Genomic DNA, 18,185 nt, shown 5'->3' with positions numbered 1-18,185 from the left:
AAACAAATCATGAACGGACACTATATGTTCGATATGTGTTCCGCAACTGCTTAATTTATGGTGAACGAAGCGAAGCTCGCGGAATGCGTGTGGCTCGGCAGCTCAGACGGGCAGCCGCAGCACCTCGCAAGGCGTGCCGGCCACGGCCTTCGGCGCGAACGGTGCGCGCACGAGAAGTACCTGTGCCGCAGCGAGATTCGCAAGCAGGGAGGAGTCCTGATGGCTGACGGGAAGCGCGACGCGCGTGCCGTCGTCGCGCACTTCTAGCCGCGCGCGCAGATAATCCTCGCGCTGGTCGTTGGCGCCGAGATCGCAGGCGAGCACGGCGCGCTCGCGCTGATGATGAATCACGGAACGGCCCGACAAGGCGCGAATCAAGGGCACCATGAACAGGAAGGCGCACACGTATGACGACACGGGATTGCCGGGCAGGCCGATCACGCGCATCGCGCCGAGACGGCCATGCATCATCGGCTTCCCCGGCCGGATCGCGATCTTCCAGAACGCCATGGCGATGCCTTCGCCCTTGAGCGCCTGCTGGACCAGATCGTGGTCGCCGACCGAGGCACCGCCGGTCGTGACCAGGATGTCGGCGCCGCTCTCGCGCGCGCGGCGGATGCCGGCGGACGTCGCCTCCAGCGTATCGGCGGCAATTCCGAGGTCGATGGTCTCGGCGCCCTCGCTGCGGGCGAGCGCGTGCAGGGCATAGCCGTTGGAATAGACGATCTGGCCGGGACCAGGCGTGGTGCCGGGCATCACCAGTTCGTCTCCGGAGGCGAGAATCGCGACCTTCGGGCGGCGGATCACGGCGAGCTGCGGATGATTCATTCCGGCGGCGAGGGCGAGATCGCGCTCGGTGAGGCGGATTCCCTTGCGCAGCAGCACGTCCCCTTCGCGGAAGTCGACGCCTGCGGGGCGGATGTGCCGGCCGAAAATGGCGGCTTCCTTGATCGTGACATGCTTGCCGTCGGCGGCCGTGTCCTCTTGGATCACGACGGCGTCGGCGCCGTCGGGAACGACGCCGCCGGTGAAGATCCGCACGGCTTCGCCGGGGCCGACGCTTCCCGCGAACGGCCGACCCGCCGCGACCTCGCCGATGACGGTCAGCCTGGACTCGACCGCCGCGTCGGCCGCGCGCACGGCATAGCCGTCCATCGCCGACATCGCCTCCGGCGGCTGCGTGCGCCGTGCCGCGACATCGTACGCGAGCACACGGTGGTAGGCCTCGTCGAGGCCGACCTTCTCTTCAGCCAGCGGCTCGACGCCGGCCAGCACCGCGGCGAGCGCGTCAGAAACCGGCATCAGGGCCACGGGCGAACTCCTGCTATGCGCATCAGTCAATGGACGGCGAGAGTTCTAGCCGAGCGGAGGCGTGAGGCAAAGCAGCGCGCAGGATGATTTGTCCCTGCATGATCGCCGGGACGGAGGAGGTCGGCTCAACTCCGCCGCGGCATGATGCGGAAGGCGAGACAGACCGGAACGAGGATAGCCATGGCCAGGACGAGAATGACGAGCGCCACGGCCAACATCGGTCAACGCCCCGTCGGACCGCCTGGACTGATGTCCGCGACGTCGGGCGCCTTGGGGCCTTGATCCTTGTCGGGCAGCGGATCGGCCTGGGATTTCAGGTCGGCTGCCTTGCTGATCAGCTTGGCGGAGAGGTCAGAATCCGAGGTGGTTCTGGCGAATTCGAGCAGGAGAGAGGCTTGCTTGGTGAGGTAGGTCTTGCCCAGCACGTCGATCAGTCCAATGTAGATGTCCCAACAGACTCATGAGTCCGAAGGGTGGTATTCCGTTCCCGGAACTCTGTATAAAAATGCACAAAGTGATTAGGTTCCTCATCAGAACCCAAATTTAGCTCCTGGAACCGAGCACGCTCCTCCGCAGCTCAGATCCCCAGCGCTTTCAATGCGTTCCCGACGTCACGCGGCGAGGTGACATGCACGGCGGTCAAGCCGCGCGCCCGCGCTCCCTCGATGTTCTCGGCGAGATCGTCGAAGAAGACGATTCGCTCGGCCGGTACGCCGATCGCCGCGACGACATGGTCGAACGCCTCGGCATCCGGTTTGCGCAGGCCGATGCTGGACGACAAATACAGCTCGCGGAAATGGCCCAGCAGACCGGCATATTCCCTGGAGAAATAGTCGACGTGCGGCCGATTGGTGTTGGAGAAGGCGTAGAGCGGCATCTGCTTCGCCGCACGCGGCAGCAGCTCGGCGATATCGGGCATCTCGCCGGCGAAGATCGCGTTCCAGCCTTCCAGAAACTGCGCATCCGAGATGCCGATCCCGAGCGAGGACCGCAGCGTGGCGAAATAGTCCGCGTCGCTGATCTTGCCCATCTCATGCAGGCGGTAGGCCTCGTCACGCACATAGCGCGCGATGATGGCCTCCGGCTGGCAGCCGGCATGTCCCGCCCAGCAGGCGATCGCCTTGGAGAAGTCGATGTCGAGCACCACGCGCCCGAGGTCGAACAGCAGCGCATCCGCGCTGCCGGGAGAGAGCGATGTCATTGCGTCCTTTTCACTGCAGTATCGCGCATCAATAACGATAAGGCTCGTGGTCGAACAGCGGGAACGCGCTGAACACGCTGGGCGCGTTGGTCGCGGTCGCCGGATGCAGGCAGGATTTGTCGATCTCGGCGAATGAGGTGGCGCCCAGGAGGCCGAGGCAGCGCAGCACCTCGTCTTCGAGCAGCTCCAGCATCCGCACGACGCCGGCTTCGCCGGCCGCCGCCAGCGCCCAGCATTGCAGCCGGCCGATGCCGACGAGATCGGCGCCCGCCGCGATCGCCTTGACGATGTCGGTGCCGCGGCAGAAGCCGCCGTCGACCATGATCTTGGCGCGGCCCTTCACGGCGTCGACGATCTCCGGCAGCACGTGCATGGCGCCGCGGCCGTGGTCGAGCTGGCGGCCGCCGTGATTGGAGACGTAGATCCATTCGACGCCGTGATCGAGCGCGATCTGCGCATCCTCGGCGGTGGCGATGCCCTTGAGGATCAGCGGAATTTTGAACTTGTCCTTGATCATCTTCACGGTGCGCCACTCCAGGCCCTTCTGGAAATCGCCGCCGGTGGCGCGCAGACGGCTCTCGCGAACGTAGCGCTTGGCGATGTCACGTTCACGACGGCTGTAATGGGCGGTGTCCACGGTCAGGCAGAAGGCGGCATAAGCGTTCTTCTCGGTCCGGCTGACGACGTCGGCGACGAAGGCATCGTCGCCGCGGACATAGAGCTGATAGAGACGCAGCGCATCGGGGGCAGCCTCGGCGGTGGTCTCGAGACCGGGCTCGGACACCGAGCTCAGCATGTGCGCCGCGCCGAACCTGCCCGCAGCGCGCGCGACGCTCGCCGCGCCATCCGGATCGAAGATCTCGAGTGCGCCGACGGGAGCCAGCACCACCGGCAGGCGCATCTTGCGGCCGAACTGCTCGACGCTGCCATCGACCTTGCGGACGTCGCGCAGCACGCGCGGGCGGAAGGCGATCTCGTCGAGCGCCATGCGGTTGCGCCGCATCGTGGTCTCGGTCTCGGCGGCGCCGACGATGTAGTCCCAGGCATTCTGGTTGAGGTTGGCGCGCGCCTTCCGGACGAACTCGTGCAGGTTCTGGAACGGCTCGTCGCTGGCACCGAGCTCGACGTTCCGTTCCGGCCGGATGCGGGGCGCTTCATTCATTGTTGTCCTCCCGAGAATTTGAAGTCTTATCGTCATCGCCTATCGCGTCCGGCCCTCCAAAACCATCCTAAAATCGCATAGCTGCGAGGCGTGGGCGGCCCGACCGGCGCCGTCTTGCGTTGAAGCAGGTTTCGGAACGTTGCCAAAAGTTTAGGCCAAGGCGAAGGGATTTCTTCGGTCTGCCCGCCAGCGTGGCATCCCGGCCTTGAAGAAACCAGAATGGTATTGTGAGAGATGGGCTGGGTCGCCATTTGCATGGCGCGTCCCAGCCTCGAGAGAACCGCCAAGCAAAAGGCACCCCCATCCATGCGGAAATCCCTGCTGTTCCCCCTCGGCGCGCTCACCGGAGCGTGTCTGACCTTTCTGGTAGCCAGCCCGCAGGGCGGCGTATGGGCGGCGCGGGCGGCAGTGAGCGCGGATGATGCCTATGCCCAGCTCAACCTGTTCGGCGCGGTGTTCGAGCGGGTCAAGGCGAGCTATGTCGAGAAGCCCGACAACGCCAAGCTGATCGAGGGTGCGATCACGGGCATGGTCACCTCGCTCGACCCGCATTCGCGCTACATGAACGCGAAGGCCTGGACCGAGATGCAGGAGACCACCTCCGGCGAGTTCGGCGGGCTCGGCATCGAGGTCACCATGGAGGAGGGGCTCGTCAAGGTCGTCTCGCCGATCGACGACACGCCGGCCTCGAAGGCCGGCATCATGTCCGGCGACCTCATCAGCAAGATCGACGGCGAGGCCGTGCAGGGCATGACGCTCGAGCAGGCGGTCAACAAGATGAAGGGACCGGTCGACACCAAGACCAAGCTGACCATCATCCGCAAGGGCGCGGATGTGCCGCTCGACGTTGCGATCACGCGCGAGATCATCCATGTGCGTCCGGTGCGCTTCCGCGTCGAGAACGGCGACATCGGCTATATCCGCATCACCTCGTTCAACGAGCAGACCACCGACGGCCTGAGGAAGGCGATCACCTCGGTCTCCAAGCAGGTCCCGCCGGAGAAGCTCGCCGGCTACGTGCTGGATCTGCGCAACAACCCGGGCGGCCTGCTCGACCAGGCCGTGTCGGTGTCGAGCGCCTTCCTGCAGCGTGGCGAGGTCGTTTCGACCCGCGGCCGCTCTCCGGAAGAAACCCAGCGCTTCACCGCCCATGGCGGCGATCTCACCAAGGGCAAGCCGATCGTGGTGCTGATCAACGGCGGCTCGGCCTCGGCCTCCGAGATCGTTGCCGGCGCCCTGCACGACCACAAGCGTGCGACGTTGATCGGCACGCGATCGTTCGGCAAGGGCTCGGTGCAGACCATCATTCCGCTCGGCTCCGGCAACGGCGCGCTGGCGCTGACCACGGCGCGCTACTACACGCCGTCGGGTCGCTCGATCCAGGCCCAGGGCATCGCGCCCGACATCGAGATCCTCCAGGACGTGCCGCCCGAGCTGAAGGGGCGCATGGACACCATGGCGGAGTCCCAGATGCGCGGGCATCTGTCGGCCGCCGACGGCGGCGAGCAGACCGGATCGCAGTCGTACGTTCCGCCGGAAGAGAAGGACGACAAGGCCTTGCACGCGGCCTACGACTTCCTCCACGGCGTGACCGCAAATGCCGTCGCTGCGAAGCCTGCGACGAAGGCTGCGGTGCCGAACTAGGCCTTACGACGTTCCGGATAATGTTTCGCCCGGGAGCGGATGACCGCTTCCGGGCGAATTCGTTTTGCGCGCCGTTCAGACCTAACCGACCTCGCGGCGGCGGCTCTCGCTGCCTTCGCGCCGGGCGAGCCGGCTGCGGTGCAGGGCGAACAGTTCCAGCATCTTGTCGGCGGGCTTGGCGGCGCTGAACAGATAGCCCTGCATCTCGGAGCAGCCGAGCGTGCGGAGCAGGCGCTGCTGCTCCTCGGTCTCGACGCCCTCGGCCGTCGTGGTCATGCGGCGGGCGGCCGCCAGGTTGACGACGGCCTGAACGATGCTGGCGGAGCCGTCGGGACGGGCGATGTCCTCGACGAAGCAGCGGTCGATCTTGATCTTGTCGAACGGGAAGCGGTGCAGATAGCTCAGCGACGAGTAGCCGGTGCCGAAATCGTCGAGCGCGATGCGCACGCCGATGGCGCGGAGCTGGTGCAAAATTGCGAGCGCGGCATCGTCGTCGCGGATCAGGACCGCCTCGGTGATCTCGAGCTCCAGCCGGCTCGCCGGCAGGTTCGACGCGGCGAGCGCCGCCATGATCTTCAGCGCCAGCGTGCCGCTCTTGAACTGCACCGGCGAGACGTTGACGGCGAGGCGGATGTCGTCGGGCCAGCCTGCCGCGTCCCGGCACGCGGTCGCCAGCACCCATTCGCCGACCTCGTTGATCAGGCCGGTGTCTTCGGCAATCGGGATGAAATCGGCCGGCGAGACCCAGCCGCGCTCGGGATGGCGCCAGCGCACCAGTGCCTCGCAACCGGTGATGCGGTCGTCCTTCAGGCCGAGGCAGGGCTGGTAATAGACCTCGAGCCCGCCTTCGCGACCGCCTTGCGCGATGGCCTGGCGCAGGTCGGCCTCGAGCTGGCGGCGTTCGCGGACCTTGGCGTCCATGTCCGGCTCGAAGAAGCGGTAGGTGCGGCGTCCGGCGGACTTGGCCGCGTACATGGCCATGTCCGCGTTCTTCAGGATCTGGTCGAGCGCCGTGCCGTGTTCCGGCGCGAGCGCGATACCGATGCTGGCGTCGCTGGTGAGATGATGGCCCATGCAGTCGAACGGCGTGCGGATGGTGTCGAAGACGCGCGCGACGAGCTCGTTGACCTGATCGAGCGACGTCACCGCGCCCTGCACGATGGCGAATTCGTCGCCGCCGAGTCGTGCCACGAAGTCCTCCGGACCCGCACAGCGGCGGAGGTTCGCCGCGATCGATTTCAACAGCTCGTCGCCGACGAGATGGCCGAGCGCGTCGTTGACGCCCTTGAACTCGTCGATGTCGATGTAGTGTACCGCGATCTGCTCGCCGTCGCGGGCCGCGGCCAGTTCTTGCCGCAGATGCTCGTGGAACATGGCGCGGTTGGGCAGGTCCGTCAGCGCGTCGTAATGGGCAAGGTGGGTGATGCGCTCCTCGATGCGACGGCGCTCCGTGACGTCCTCGTGGGTCGCCACCCAGCCGCCATCGGCGAGCGGTTCATTGAGGATCTGGATCGAGCGGCCATCGGCGGTCTCGACCACCATGGAGTTACGGAGGTGGATGTCCTTCAGGACGCGCGCGACATAGGCGTCGACGTCGCCGGTGAACGAGCCGGTTGCCCTGCGATGGGCGATGATGTCGCGGAAGCTCGAGCCGGGCTTCACGACCTCGGCCGACAAACCGTACATCTCGATGTAGCGCTGGTTGCACACGACGAGCCGCTGCTCGGCATCGAACAGCAGCAGGCCCTGCGTCATGTTGTTGACGGCGCGGTCGAGCCGCTGCTTTTCCAGGGTCAGCCGTTGGCGCGAAAGGCGGTGCTGCTCCAACAGCTTGCGCACGACGGCAATCAGCACGCCCGCGATCGCGAGCGCGGACGAGGCCGCGACCGAGATCAGAATGCCGATCTGCTCGCGCCAGTCCGCCAGGGCCGCCGCGCGGGTCGTGGTTGCCATCACCAGGATCGGGAAGTGGGGCAGGGCACGGGAGGAGATCAGCCGGTCCTCGCCGTCGACGGGGCTGTTGAAGCGGCCGGCAAAATGATCGAGGCCGAACACCCTCTGATGCTCGAACGGACCCGTCTTGAAGTTTCGTCCCATCAATTCGCCGGCATGCGGATAGCGGGCGAGCAGCGTGCCGTCGCGATGCAGCATCGAGATCGCCGCGCCTTCGCCGAGCACGACGGAGGCGAAGAATTTCTCGAAATTGGCAGGCTCGATGCCGCGTCCGACCACACCGAGAAACTCGCCGCGCGGCCCGACGACCTTCCGGGCGACCAGAATGGTCCATGCACCGGAGATGCGGCTGTGCAGCGGCTCGATCAGGACATCAGGCGCATAGGGATCGTATTTGAAGGTGCGGAAGTAGGCACGATCGGCGACATTCACCTTTGGAGCCGGCCATGCCGTCGACGAATTGATCAGATTGCCTTCGGTATCGACGATGTTGACGCCGCCCATATAGGGCAGCGCCTCGATCTTCGACCGCAGCATCAGGTGCACGTCCTCGCCCGAGAGGCGCTTGCGATAGTCCTCTCCGGTCGCAATTTTGGTGGTACGGACGTAGTCGACGAAATCCTTCTGGATGACCGCGAAGTCCTGCAATTGCTGATCGAAATGATGAGCGAGCAGCAGCACGGTGTTTTCCAGCTCGCGGCCGGAATTGCGCAGCGCCCGCTCCCGGAAGTTCTGCGCCATCAGGACCGAGCCTATGGCGATGGCCGCGATCAGCAGCGTGCCGCCCACCACCAGCCAGCGGATCGGTCCGCTCCGTACGAAGATCTGGTCAAAGAGACGACTGCCGAATTTCATCTTCATGCTGGATCGTTGCCGCGCACACGCCAGGATCAATTCAGGACCCTGAGAACATCCGTTGGTTTACGGGGACGGTGTGGAGGTTAAGTTAGGAAGCGCGGTTAACGAGACGTGAACGGTCGCGCGCAAAAGCAATCCATGCGCGCGGCGCGAAAGTGGGGTGTTAACGCAAGCCCGCTTCAGGCGCGGTAATGGCCGGATTTGCCGCCGAGCTTCTCGACGAGATAGATGCCCTCGATGCGCACGCCGCGCTCGACTGCCTTGATCATGTCGTAGATGGTGAGGCAGGCGACCGACACCGCGGTGAGCGCCTCCATCTCGACGCCCGTCGGTCCCGTCACCTTCACGCTGGCGCGCACCACGCAACCCGGCAGCTTGGCGTCAGGCGCGATGTCGACGATGACCTTCGACAGCGCGAGCGGATGACAGAGCGGGATCAGCTCCGAGGTGCGCTTGGCGGCCATGATGCCGGCGATGCGCGCGGTGCCGAGCACGTCGCCTTTCTTGGCGTTGCCGGACACGATCAGGTCCAGCGTCGCCTTGGTCATGACGACGCGGCCTTCCGCAACCGCCAGCCGCTCCGTCGCGGGCTTGTCCGAGACGTCGACCATCCGCGCCTCGCCGGAGGCGCCGATATGGGTGAGGGCGATACCTGCTTTCTTCGAAGGCTTGGTCGTGGAAGTCTTGCGCGCCATGTCAGCGCGTGCCCGCCGCGCGCGCGAGCAGTGCGCGCGTCGCCGCCGTGACGTCGGCCTGCCGCATCAGGCTCTCGCCGACGAGGAACGTCGACATGCCGACGCGCTCCAGCCGGGCGAGGTCTTCTTGCGTGAAGATACCGCTCTCGCCGACCATCAGCCGGTCCGAAGGGATCAGCGGCGCCAGCGCCTCGCTGGTCGCCAGCGTGGTCTCGAAGGTGCGCAAATTGCGGTTGTTGACGCCGATCATCGGCGACCGCAGCTTCAGCGCCCGGTCGAGCTCGGCACGGTCATGAATCTCGATCAAGACGTCCATGCCGTGGGCGAGGGCTGCGTCCTCGAGGTCCCTGGCAGCGGCGTCATCGAGCGCCGCCATGATGATCAGGATGCAGTCGGCGCCGTGCGCGCGGGCCTCGACCACCTGATAGGTGTCGAACAGGAAGTCCTTGCGCAGCACCGGCAGCGAAGTCGCCGCCCGCGCCGCCACCATGAAGTCGAGATGGCCCTGGAACGAGGGCGTGTCGGTCAGCACCGACAGGCAGGCGGCGCCGCCGGCCTCATAGGCCTTGGCTAGCGCCGGCGGGTCGAAATCGGCGCGAATGAGACCCTTGGAGGGCGAGGCCTTCTTGATCTCGGCGATCAGGGCGTAGCCGCCCTCGGCGTGCTTGGCCTTGATCGCGCGCAGGAAGCCGCGCGGTGCGGAGGCGGCCCTGGCTTGCGCCTCGACGGTGGAGAGCGGACGCGCGCGCTTCGCCGCCGTGATCTCCTCGCGCTTGTAGGTCTCGATCTTGGTCAGGATGTCGGACATGGGGGAGTTCAGCTGTTGGAGACCGCGACCAGGTGCTTCAGCTTCGCGTTGGCCGCGCCGCTGTCGATCGAGCGGATGCCGATCGCGACGCCCTCCTTGAGGTCCTTGGCGCGACCTGCCACGACCAGCGCGGCGGCGGCGTTGATCAGCGCCACGTCGCGATAAGGGCTCGGCTTGCCGTCGAGCACGCTCTGCAACGCGATCGCATTGGCATCGGCGTCACCGCCCTTGAGCGCACCGGCCTCGCAACGCGGGAGCCCGGCTTCCTCCGGCGTCACCTCGAAATTCCGGATCTCGCCGTTGTGGAGCGCGGAGACGAAGGTCGGACCGGTGAGGGTGATCTCGTCGAGACCGTCGGAGCCGTGCACCACCCAGGCGGAGTCGGAGCCGAGATTCTTCAGCACCTGTGCCAGCGGCTGCACCCATTGCCTGGAGAACACGCCGACCATCTGCCGCTTCACGCCGGCCGGGTTGGACAGGGGGCCGAGCAGGTTGAAGATCGTGCGCGTGGCGAGTTCGACCCGGGTCGGGCCGACGTTCTTCATGGCGGGATGGTGGGCGGGCGCGAACATGAAGCCGATGCCGCATTCGCGCACGCAGCGTCCAACCTGCTCGGGCTTGAGATCGATCTTCACCCCGAGCGAGGCCAGCACGTCGGCGGCGCCCGAGCGCGACGACAGGGCACGGTTGCCGTGCTTGGCCACCGGCACGCCGGCGCCCGAGACGATGAAGGAGGCGCAGGTCGAGACGTTGACCGAGCCGGACCCGTCGCCGCCGGTGCCGACGATGTCGACCGCCTCGGGCGGCGCCTTCACGGTCAGCATCTTCGAGCGCATCGCCGTAACAGCGCCGGTGATCTCGTCCACGGTCTCGCCGCGCACCCGCAGCGCCATCAGGAGCCCGCCCATCTGCGAGGGCGTGGCCTCGCCGCTCATCATGGCATCGAAGGCGGACGCGGCTTCGTCACGCGACAGGCTGGCGCCGGTCGCCACTTTTCCAATGATCGATTTCAGGTCGTCCATCGCGTGCTTTCAACTTACTGCTGGTTCGCGCCGGTCACCTGCGCGAAGGCGGCCTGATTAATGGTGGTCCCGATGTCGGTTTCAAGCTTGTTGACGTAGGAGGCGACCTGCTCCTCGGTCTGGGCGCGGTCGAGGCTCTCCTTCAGTTTCTTGACCGCCTCCGAGGCGAAGTCGACCGCGGGATCGACGATCTCGGTGACGCGGAAGACGATCACCTCGCTGCCGCCGCTCACGGCCGTCTGCCCGACGCCGTCCTTGGACGTGCGGAAGGTGGCCGCCACGACGGTGCCGGGCACGCCGGCAGGCGAGTCGTCGCGCTTGAAGCCGGTCGCGGTCTCGACCTTGGCGCCAATTGCGGCCGCCTCGTCCGCGAGCTTGCCGCCCGCTTCGAGCTTCTGCACCATCTCGGTCGCCTTGGCCTTCAGCTTGGCCGCGATCTGGTCCTGCCGCCAGCGCGCCTCGACCTGGTCGCGGACCTCGTCGAGATTGCGGTCGCGCGAGGGCGTGATGGCGAGCACGTCGTACCAGACATAGCCGCCCTTGAACGAGATCGCGTCGTTGTCGACGCCGACATCGGTGTTGAACGCCTGCGACACCACGTCGAGGCCTTGCGGGATGTTGGCGACCGGCTGGCCGTTCGGCGCGCGGCCGGAGCGGTCGACGGCGTCGATGGTCACGGCGGTGAGGCCGAGCTTCTGCGCCGCGTCGATCACGCTCGAGCCGCCGCCGCGCTCGTCTTCCATCTTGTCGCGGAGATCGGCGACCTTGACGCGTGCGCGCTCGGTCGCGATCTCGCGCTTGATGTCGCCGGCGAGCTTGGCGTAATCGGCCTCATTGCCCTGCTCGATCTTGTCGACCTTGACGATGGAGGTGCCGAGGGCGCCCTGAATCGGCTGGCTGATCTCGCCGGCTGCAAGAGCGAAGGCAGCAGCCCCGACTGCAGGATCGAGCGCCGACTTGGTCACCAGTCCGAGATCGACGTCGGAAGCGCTCAGCCCGCGCTCCTTGCCGAGATCCTCGAACGACATTCCGCCGGCGAGGCGCTCGCGCGCCGCCTTTGCCTCGGCCTCGTTCGGAAACACGATCTGGTGGATCTGGCGCTTCTCCGGCGTGCCGAGCCTGTCCTTGCGCTGCTCGAACATCTTCTTGGCGTCCTCGTCGGAGACCTCGGTCCATTTGCCGATTTCTTCCGGCGAGATCACGACGAAGGCGATCTTGCGATATTCGGGCGCGCGGAACTGGACCTTGTGGTCCTCGAAATAGGTCGCGAGGGCTTCGGGCGAGGGCGTCTCGATGGTGCCGGCCTGAGCTGCGTCGAGCTTGACGAATTCAATGGCGCGCTGCTCGTTCTGGAACCGCGTCAGCACGTCGATCATGGCTTTCGGCGGCTCGAGGCCGGCGCCGACCGTGCCGGTGATCTGCCGGCGCAGCGACACCTTGCGCTGCTCGGCGACGTAGCGCTGCTCGGTGTAGCCGAAATTGCGGATCAAGGCCTGGAAGCGGTTGGCGTCGAAATTACCGCCGACGCCCTTGAAGTTGGGGTCGTTCATGATGAGCTGGCGGATCTGCTGGTCGGACTGTCCGAGTCCGAGCCGGCGCGCCTCTTCGTCGAGGGCGGCCTCGGCAATGGTCTGCTGCAGCACCTGGCGGTCCAGACCGAAGGCACGCGCCTGGTCGGGCGTGAGCGGGCGGCCGAACTGGCGGCTGATCTGTTGCAGGCGGTCGGTGTAGATCTGGCGGAACTCGTTGAGCGAGATCTCCGTGCTGCCGATCTTGGCGACGGTAGACTGCCCGAAGCCCTTGAAGATGTCGGCGATGCCCCAAATGCCGAAACTGACGATCAACACGCCCATCACCACGGCCATGACGATCTTGCCGAGCCAGTTCGATGAGGCCTTGCGTATTCCTCGGAGCATTTGGTCCAACTTGTTTGGTCAGGAGGGGAACGGAGCGCGTCTTAATGCAGATTCCGCAAAAGCGCGTCACCAAATTGATAGATCATCATAAAGTGGCGGCTTTCGCCCCGCAACCTCGCCTCATGCGACGGCGAGAAGCTGCGGCTAAAGGGCCTCAGTCTCTGGAACTGCAGGAGCACCTCTGCTAGCGCATGAACAAACCTCCTTCTGCTGGATATTGACATGACCGACGCCATCCGACCGCTGATCGCGGGCAATTGGAAAATGAACGGCCTGAAAGCCCAGGCTGCTGAATTCGACGCCATGCTTAACGGCGCGGCAGACGTAGCTGGCAAGGCCGACCTGCTGGTCTGCCCGCCGGCGACCCTGGTGGCGGCGTTCGCCGAGAAGGCGCGCGGCAAGAAGGTCGCGGTCGGGGCCCAGGACTGCCACCCCAAGGCCGCCGGCGCTCATACCGGCGATATCGCCGCCGAAATGCTCGCCGATGCAGGCGCGACCGCCATCATCGTCGGCCATTCCGAGCGTCGCGCCGACCACGGCGAGGGCGACGCGCTGATCCGGCAGAAGGCCGAGGCGGCCTGGCGCGCCGGGGCCGTTGCGATCGTCTGTATCGGCGAAACGCAGGGCCAGCGCGACGCCGGCCAGACCCTGGACATCCTGCGTGGGCAGCTCGAGGGCTCGCTGCCGGATGGCTCGACGGCGGCCAATCTGGTCGTGGCCTATGAGCCGGTGTGGGCGATCGGCACCGGGCTGACCCCGACGGCGAAGGATGTCGAGCAGATTCATGGCTTTATCCGGGAGCTCCTGACCTCCAGGTTCAAGGGCGAGGGGGCCAGGATGCGGATTCTCTACGGCGGCTCGGTCAAGCCTTCCAACGCGGCCGAGCTGATGGCGGTGAACCACGTCAACGGGGCGCTGGTCGGCGGCGCCAGCCTGAAAGCGGCAGATTTCCTTGCCATTGCCAAGGGCTGCCCCTAACTCGTTCAAACCGTTGGTCCGGATCCGATCGGGGGTGGCAATACCCCCTCCGATCGTGTAACACCGCGCAACTTCAGGAAACCCGCGAAGCGCGATCGGCCGCCGTCAGGCGCCGCCCGCTTGTGACGGAAGGAAATCATGCAGACCGTTGTCATCGTCATCCACCTCATGATCGTCACCGTGATGATCGGGGCCGTCCTGCTCCAGAAGTCGGAAGGCGGCGGCCTCGGCATGGGCGGCGGTGCGGGCTTCATGTCGAGCCGCGGCACGGCGAACCTGCTGACGCGGACCACGGCGATCCTGGCCGTCGGCTTCTTTCTCACCAGCCTGTTCCTGTCCTGGTACGCTGGCTACGACCGCAAGCCGTCGTCGATCATCAGCCAGCCCGGGCAGACCCAGCCGGCCGGCGGGTCGCCGATCGCGCCGCCAACTTCGGGCGGCATCCTGGATTCGCTGAAGAAGGCCGACGAGCAGCAGCAAGCACCGGCTCCGACCGGTCCTCAGGTGCCGCGCTCGCAATAAAGCAGGGGGGCCATGCAGGACGGCTGCTACCGTCCTGCATCAACAATCCCCATCAAGGCACTGTCACCACTCTCAGTTCTGGCTCACCCACAGGCCCGCGAAATCTTTGGGGCGGGATACGAATCGCTTTGGCGAATCGTATTTAGGGGATTAGAGGTTAAGTCCCATGGCGCGGTACATATTCATCACCGGCGGCGTGGTTTCTTCGCTCGGCAAGGGTCTGGCTTCGGCGGCACTGGGTGCCCTGCTGCAGGCCCGGGGCTACAAGGTCCGCCTCCGCAAGCTCGATCCCTATCTCAACCTCGATCCCGGAACGATGTCGCCGTATCAGCACGGCGAAGTGTTCGTGACCGATGACGGCGCGGAGACCGATCTCGATCTCGGTCACTACGAGCGCTTCACCGGCCGGCCGGCCACCAAGGCCGACAACATCACCACGGGACGCATCTACCAGGACATCATCTCCAAGGAGCGCCGCGGCGATTATCTCGGCGCGACCATCCAGGTGGTTCCGCACGTCACCAACGCCATCAAGGAGTTCGTCCTCGACGGCAACGACGATTACGACTTCGTGCTGGTCGAGATCGGCGGCACGGTGGGCGACATCGAGGGCCTGCCGTTCTTCGAGGCGATCCGCCAGCTCAAGAACGAGCTGCCGCGCGACCATGCCGTCTACATCCATCTGACGCTGCTGCCCTACATCCCGAGCGCCGGCGAATTGAAGACCAAGCCGACGCAGCACTCGGTGAAGGAGCTGCGCTCGATCGGCATCCAGCCTGACATCCTGCTCTGCCGCACCGATCGCGAGATCCCGAAGGAGGAACGGCGCAAGCTCGGGCTGTTCTGCAACGTGCGCGAAAGCGCCGTGATCGAGGCGCGCGACGTCGACAACATCTATGCGGTCCCCGAGGCCTATCACAATGCGGGCCTCGACGATGAAGTGCTCGCCGCGTTCGGCATCGGCTCGCGGATTCCGCCGGCGCTGCAGAGCTGGCAGCAGATCAACGAGCGCATCCGCAACCCCGAAGGCAACGTCACCATCGCCATCGTCGGCAAGTACACCGGCATGAAGGATGCGTACAAGTCGCTGATCGAGGCGCTCTCGCATGGCGGCATCGCCAACAAGGTGAAGGTCAATCTCGACTGGATCGAGAGCGAGATCTTCGAGAAGGAAGATCCGGCGCCGTTCCTCGAGCACGTCAACGGCATCCTGGTGCCCGGCGGCTTCGGCCAGCGCGGCGCGGAGGGCAAGATCAAGGCGGCGCAGTTCGCGCGCGAGCGCGACGTGCCGTATTTCGGCATCTGCTTCGGCATGCAGATGGCGGTGATCGAGGCCGCGCGAAACCTCGTCGGCATCGAGGACGCCAACTCCACCGAGTTCGGCCCGACCAAGGAGCCCCTGGTCGGCCTGATGACGGAATGGCTGCGCGGCAACGAGCTGGAGAAGCGCACGCAGGCCGGCGATCTCGGCGGCACGATGCGGCTCGGTGCCTATCCGGCCGCGCTCAATCGCGGCAGCCGCGTCTCGCAGGTCTATGGCGGCGCGACCGAGATCTCCGAGCGCCACCGCCACCGCTACGAGGTCAACACCGCCTACAAGGACCGGCTCGAGCAGCACGGCCTGAAATTCTCAGGGCTCTCGCCCGACGGCGTGCTGCCTGAGATCGTCGAGTACGAGGACCATCCCTGGTTCATCGGCGTTCAGTTCCACCCCGAGCTGAAGTCGCGCCCCTTCGAGCCGCATCCGCTGTTCGCCTCGTTCATTCAGGCGGCGATGGTGCAGAGCCGGCTGGTCTAGCCGGCTCGGTCTTCCCTGACGAAGTCCTGCTCGCACCTCCGGCTACGCGGCCGCGATGTCCATCCTGCGGCAGAAGCAAGATGCCTTGATCGGCACCTCCGCCCGCGACTGGGCAAGGTCAAGTCGCTGCTTGATCAGCGGCCTTTCGGCCTTGTCGCCACGCCGCATGAGACATTCGTGCAAGCCGTGAAGCGACCACAGATTGTCGGGATGCTGGCAGGCCCGGCTCAGCTTTCCATCGATGCCGAGGTCGGATCGGTAGACCGCCTCGGCTTCCTCGATCCGTCCCTGCTCCAGCAGCAGCGCGCCGAGTGCGTGACGCGGTGGCTGCATCCATCCCCACGGCTCGTCATAGGGCAGGGCGTCGCTGAGCGCGACGGATCGGCGCAACTCGGCGAACGCAAGGTCGTAGTTGGCCTTGCGATATTCCAGTTCGCCATTCAACATGGCTTCGGCCACGCCGAGCAGGGCGACGACCTTGTTGTTGTGCACGAGCCGGCTCTCCGGCACGCGCGTCCTCGCGTGTGCGAACAACGCTTTCTCGGTTTCGGCCTCAGTGACGTGGCCGAGCGCCGAATGCGCCACCGCCTTGGCGTAGTGGATCATCGCCGTCACCGAGCAGTATAGCTCGCGATCCTCCGGCAGCCGTTGGGCAATGATGTCGTGCCATTTGCCGAAACGCACGAGAACGTGCTGCTTCATCGTCAAATAGCCTTCCAGGAAGTCCGCCATGGGGGGCGATTGAATGCGCAGCACCGGCTCGGGCACGGTGGCAATGAGTTCCTCGGCCGCTGCGATAGCGGGGGCGTATTGACCCAGGAACATCGCGCCGTAGATGGCGAAGTGGAAGTTGTGGATGACATAGACCAGGTAGACACCCGGATCGTCCGAATAAGCGAGGAACCTGCGGTCGGTCGCCAGCGCCTTCTGATTGTAGAGCAGGACGTCGTTGTACTGCCCGCACAGCACGTCGAGATGCGTCGGCATGTGGATCAGATGGCCGCTATCGGGGACGATCGCGCGCAGCCGGTCGCCAGCCCGCATCGCCCGTTGCGGGAAGGGCGACATCTCCATGAGATGGACGTAGAGGTGAAGCAGTCCCGGATGATTCCACGCAGCCGGCCATCGATCGAAGGCTTGTTCGAGCACGGCCCTGCATTCCTCGGTGCCGGCGCCCCTGGTGGGTTCTCCAGACGCGAGGTCCCACATCAGCCACGGCGTCTCGTTCATGATCGATTCGGCAAAGATGGCTCGGACCTCGAGATCGTCGGGATAGGTGGCGTAGACCTTTCGCATCTCTCGCGTGAAGGCCTTGTCCCACGGCGCCATGTCCTCGATCGCTTCACGCTGCGGATAGCGCGCCGACAAGGCGCGGATCAGCGCTTGCTCGACCGGGCTTGCCTTATCCGCCTGCGCGAGCGCGTCCTGCGTCGCATCGTATGATGCCGCGAGTGCCAATTGACGGCCCTGCGCGTCATAGCGGACCCAGGGCAGGTTGTAGTTGGGACCCGCGGCGTAGCCGATGCCCCAATGTGCCATGGCGCAGCCGTTGTCGAACTCGAGCGCCTTGCGAAAACATTTGATCGCCTCGCCGTGGTTGAATCCGAACACCCAGTTGAGCCCTCGGTCAAACCAGAGCTGAGCACCAGGCGAAGTCGTGGTGATTTTGCGGCTGTAGGGTCCGAGATCAAAATAGGTCATTGCCTTCGCCCCCTTTGATCGCTTCGGTCGTTTTGCCGATTGCCCTCGGGCTGTCGGCGGCCGATACGCCGGACCGATCCTGTAGATTATCAAGCGCGCCGGCCCTGCGCTATCGAGCTATGCGCGAAACGCCATGAGGGTCGCCCGGGCGAGGCTCAAGACAGAGTTGTGGCCAGCAGCTATAACCGCCGCTCCTGTTGAGGGAGGGAGCAAGAATGATCTACGAAATGCGCATCTATCGCTGCGTGCCGGGCCGGTTGCCGGCGCTGCTGAAGCGCTTCGAGACCGCCACGCTGAAGATCTGGGAGAAGCACGGCATCAAGCAGGCCGGGTTCTTCACGACCGTGCTCGGCGAATCCAACCAGGAGCTGACCTATTTCCTCGCCTGGGACTCGCTCGCCGAGCGCGAGAAGAAGTGGGGCGCGTTCATGACCGATCCGGACTGGATCAAGGCGCGCGCCGAGAGCGAAGCCGACGGCCAGATCGTCGCCAACATCGTCAGCCAGATCCTGGCGCCGACCGCTTTCTCCGTGGTGAAGTAGGGCGGCACCGGGCCGGGAACCCTGGCGCAACCCTGATATTCGGGCGGTCCGGGCCGAATGGGGTTGATCCGACC

General features: G+C 65.5%; 15 protein-coding genes. 5 read left to right on the top strand and 10 right to left on the bottom strand.

The features are described 5' to 3' along the window. Positions 1–102: 102 nt before the first annotated feature. The 4 genes from BDOA9_RS24070 to BDOA9_RS24055 form a co-directional block, all read right to left on the bottom strand. Entirely contained in the window at positions 103–1,311 is a 1,209-nt protein-coding gene (locus tag BDOA9_RS24070) for a molybdopterin molybdotransferase MoeA (protein ID WP_025036525.1), read from the bottom strand. Positions 1,312–1,532: 221 nt separating this feature from the next. Next, the gene (locus BDOA9_RS24065) at positions 1,533–1,736 is read right to left on the bottom strand and encodes a hypothetical protein (protein WP_025036524.1); all 204 of its coding nucleotides are present in this window, start codon (positions 1,734–1,736) and stop codon (positions 1,533–1,535) included. A 152-nt stretch (positions 1,737–1,888) separates the two neighbouring features. Next, positions 1,889–2,512 (bottom strand): HAD family hydrolase, encoded by a 624-nt coding sequence (locus tag BDOA9_RS24060; RefSeq protein ID WP_025036523.1) that lies wholly within the window; start codon positions 2,510–2,512, stop codon positions 1,889–1,891. A 28-nt stretch (positions 2,513–2,540) separates the two neighbouring features. Then, positions 2,541–3,674 (bottom strand): alpha-hydroxy acid oxidase, encoded by a 1,134-nt coding sequence (locus tag BDOA9_RS24055; protein WP_025036522.1) that lies wholly within the window; start codon positions 3,672–3,674, stop codon positions 2,541–2,543. Between the two features lie 306 nt (positions 3,675–3,980). Here BDOA9_RS24055 and BDOA9_RS24050 point away from each other — a divergent pair, with 306 nt between their 5' ends. Continuing rightward, the gene (locus BDOA9_RS24050) at positions 3,981–5,318 is read left to right on the top strand and encodes a S41 family peptidase (RefSeq protein ID WP_025036521.1); all 1,338 of its coding nucleotides are present in this window, start codon (positions 3,981–3,983) and stop codon (positions 5,316–5,318) included. An 81-nt stretch (positions 5,319–5,399) separates the two neighbouring features. On the opposite strand, the gene BDOA9_RS24045 is transcribed toward BDOA9_RS24050, so the two are convergent. The 5 genes from BDOA9_RS24045 to BDOA9_RS24025 all read right to left on the bottom strand — a co-directional run bounded on the left by BDOA9_RS24045 (position 5,400) and on the right by BDOA9_RS24025 (position 12,570). After that, the gene (locus BDOA9_RS24045; protein ID WP_025036520.1) at positions 5,400–8,132 is read right to left on the bottom strand and encodes a bifunctional diguanylate cyclase/phosphodiesterase; all 2,733 of its coding nucleotides are present in this window, start codon (positions 8,130–8,132) and stop codon (positions 5,400–5,402) included. Between the two features lie 176 nt (positions 8,133–8,308). Continuing rightward, positions 8,309–8,824 carry a cyclic pyranopterin monophosphate synthase MoaC gene (gene moaC, locus BDOA9_RS24040; RefSeq protein ID WP_025036519.1) on the bottom strand — a complete coding sequence of 172 codons (516 nt, stop codon included), beginning with the start codon at positions 8,822–8,824 and terminating at the stop codon, positions 8,309–8,311. A 1-nt stretch (position 8,825) separates the two neighbouring features. Further along, positions 8,826–9,632: an indole-3-glycerol phosphate synthase TrpC gene (gene trpC / locus BDOA9_RS24035; protein ID WP_025036518.1), complete on the bottom strand. Its 807-nt coding sequence runs from the start codon at positions 9,630–9,632 to the stop codon at positions 8,826–8,828. Between the two features lie 8 nt (positions 9,633–9,640). Beyond that, a complete protein-coding gene (gene trpD / locus BDOA9_RS24030; RefSeq protein WP_025036517.1) occupies positions 9,641–10,654 on the bottom strand; it encodes an anthranilate phosphoribosyltransferase in 1,014 nt (337 codons plus the stop codon). 14 nt (positions 10,655–10,668) lie between these two features. Then, positions 10,669–12,570, bottom strand: coding sequence for a SurA N-terminal domain-containing protein (locus BDOA9_RS24025; protein WP_025036516.1), 1,902 nt, complete (start codon positions 12,568–12,570; stop codon positions 10,669–10,671). A gap of 222 nt (positions 12,571–12,792) precedes the next feature. Between BDOA9_RS24025 and tpiA the strand changes: the two genes are divergently transcribed. From tpiA to BDOA9_RS24005, 3 genes are all read left to right on the top strand, one after another. Further along, complete coding sequence (tpiA, locus tag BDOA9_RS24015) at positions 12,793–13,548, top strand: triose-phosphate isomerase (protein ID WP_025036514.1); 756 nt, start codon at positions 12,793–12,795, stop codon at positions 13,546–13,548. A gap of 138 nt (positions 13,549–13,686) precedes the next feature. Continuing rightward, a complete protein-coding gene (gene secG / locus BDOA9_RS24010) occupies positions 13,687–14,070 on the top strand; it encodes a preprotein translocase subunit SecG (protein ID WP_025036513.1) in 384 nt (127 codons plus the stop codon). Between the two features lie 166 nt (positions 14,071–14,236). Next, the gene (locus BDOA9_RS24005; protein ID WP_025036512.1) at positions 14,237–15,868 is read left to right on the top strand and encodes a CTP synthase; all 1,632 of its coding nucleotides are present in this window, start codon (positions 14,237–14,239) and stop codon (positions 15,866–15,868) included. Positions 15,869–15,910: 42 nt separating this feature from the next. On the opposite strand, the gene BDOA9_RS24000 is transcribed toward BDOA9_RS24005, so the two are convergent. Continuing rightward, entirely contained in the window at positions 15,911–17,569 is a 1,659-nt protein-coding gene (locus tag BDOA9_RS24000; RefSeq protein WP_025036511.1) for a hypothetical protein, read from the bottom strand. Between the two features lie 215 nt (positions 17,570–17,784). Here BDOA9_RS24000 and BDOA9_RS23995 point away from each other — a divergent pair, with 215 nt between their 5' ends. Then, complete coding sequence (locus BDOA9_RS23995) at positions 17,785–18,111, top strand: NIPSNAP family protein (RefSeq protein WP_025036510.1); 327 nt, start codon at positions 17,785–17,787, stop codon at positions 18,109–18,111. Positions 18,112–18,185: the final 74 nt, after the last annotated feature.

This window comes from Bradyrhizobium sp. DOA9, assembly GCF_000617845.2.
GTDB lineage: Bacteria > Pseudomonadota > Alphaproteobacteria > Rhizobiales > Xanthobacteraceae > Bradyrhizobium.
The sequence above is the reverse complement of the archived record's forward strand: the minus strand, read 5'-3'. Positions and strand labels throughout refer to the sequence as shown.

Excerpts from the sequence above, each read along its gene's own strand:
- BDOA9_RS24060 (WP_025036523.1), bottom strand. The coding sequence starts at position 2,512 with ATGACATCGCTCTCTCCCGGCAGCGCGGATGCGCTGCTGTTCGACCTC.
- BDOA9_RS24055 (WP_025036522.1), bottom strand. The coding sequence starts at position 3,674 with ATGAATGAAGCGCCCCGCATCCGGCCGGAACGGAACGTCGAGCTCGGT.
- BDOA9_RS24050 (WP_025036521.1), top strand. The coding sequence starts at position 3,981 with ATGCGGAAATCCCTGCTGTTCCCCCTCGGCGCGCTCACCGGAGCGTGT.
- BDOA9_RS24045 (WP_025036520.1), bottom strand. The coding sequence starts at position 8,132 with ATGAAGATGAAATTCGGCAGTCGTCTCTTTGACCAGATCTTCGTACGG.
- moaC (WP_025036519.1), bottom strand. The coding sequence starts at position 8,824 with ATGGCGCGCAAGACTTCCACGACCAAGCCTTCGAAGAAAGCAGGTATC.
- trpC (WP_025036518.1), bottom strand. The coding sequence starts at position 9,632 with ATGTCCGACATCCTGACCAAGATCGAGACCTACAAGCGCGAGGAGATC.
- trpD (WP_025036517.1), bottom strand. The coding sequence starts at position 10,654 with ATGGACGACCTGAAATCGATCATTGGAAAAGTGGCGACCGGCGCCAGC.
- BDOA9_RS24025 (WP_025036516.1), bottom strand. The coding sequence starts at position 12,570 with ATGCTCCGAGGAATACGCAAGGCCTCATCGAACTGGCTCGGCAAGATC.
- tpiA (WP_025036514.1), top strand. The coding sequence starts at position 12,793 with ATGACCGACGCCATCCGACCGCTGATCGCGGGCAATTGGAAAATGAAC.
- secG (WP_025036513.1), top strand. The coding sequence starts at position 13,687 with ATGCAGACCGTTGTCATCGTCATCCACCTCATGATCGTCACCGTGATG.
- BDOA9_RS24005 (WP_025036512.1), top strand. The coding sequence starts at position 14,237 with ATGGCGCGGTACATATTCATCACCGGCGGCGTGGTTTCTTCGCTCGGC.
- BDOA9_RS24000 (WP_025036511.1), bottom strand. The coding sequence starts at position 17,569 with ATGACCTATTTTGATCTCGGACCCTACAGCCGCAAAATCACCACGACT.
- BDOA9_RS23995 (WP_025036510.1), top strand. The coding sequence starts at position 17,785 with ATGATCTACGAAATGCGCATCTATCGCTGCGTGCCGGGCCGGTTGCCG.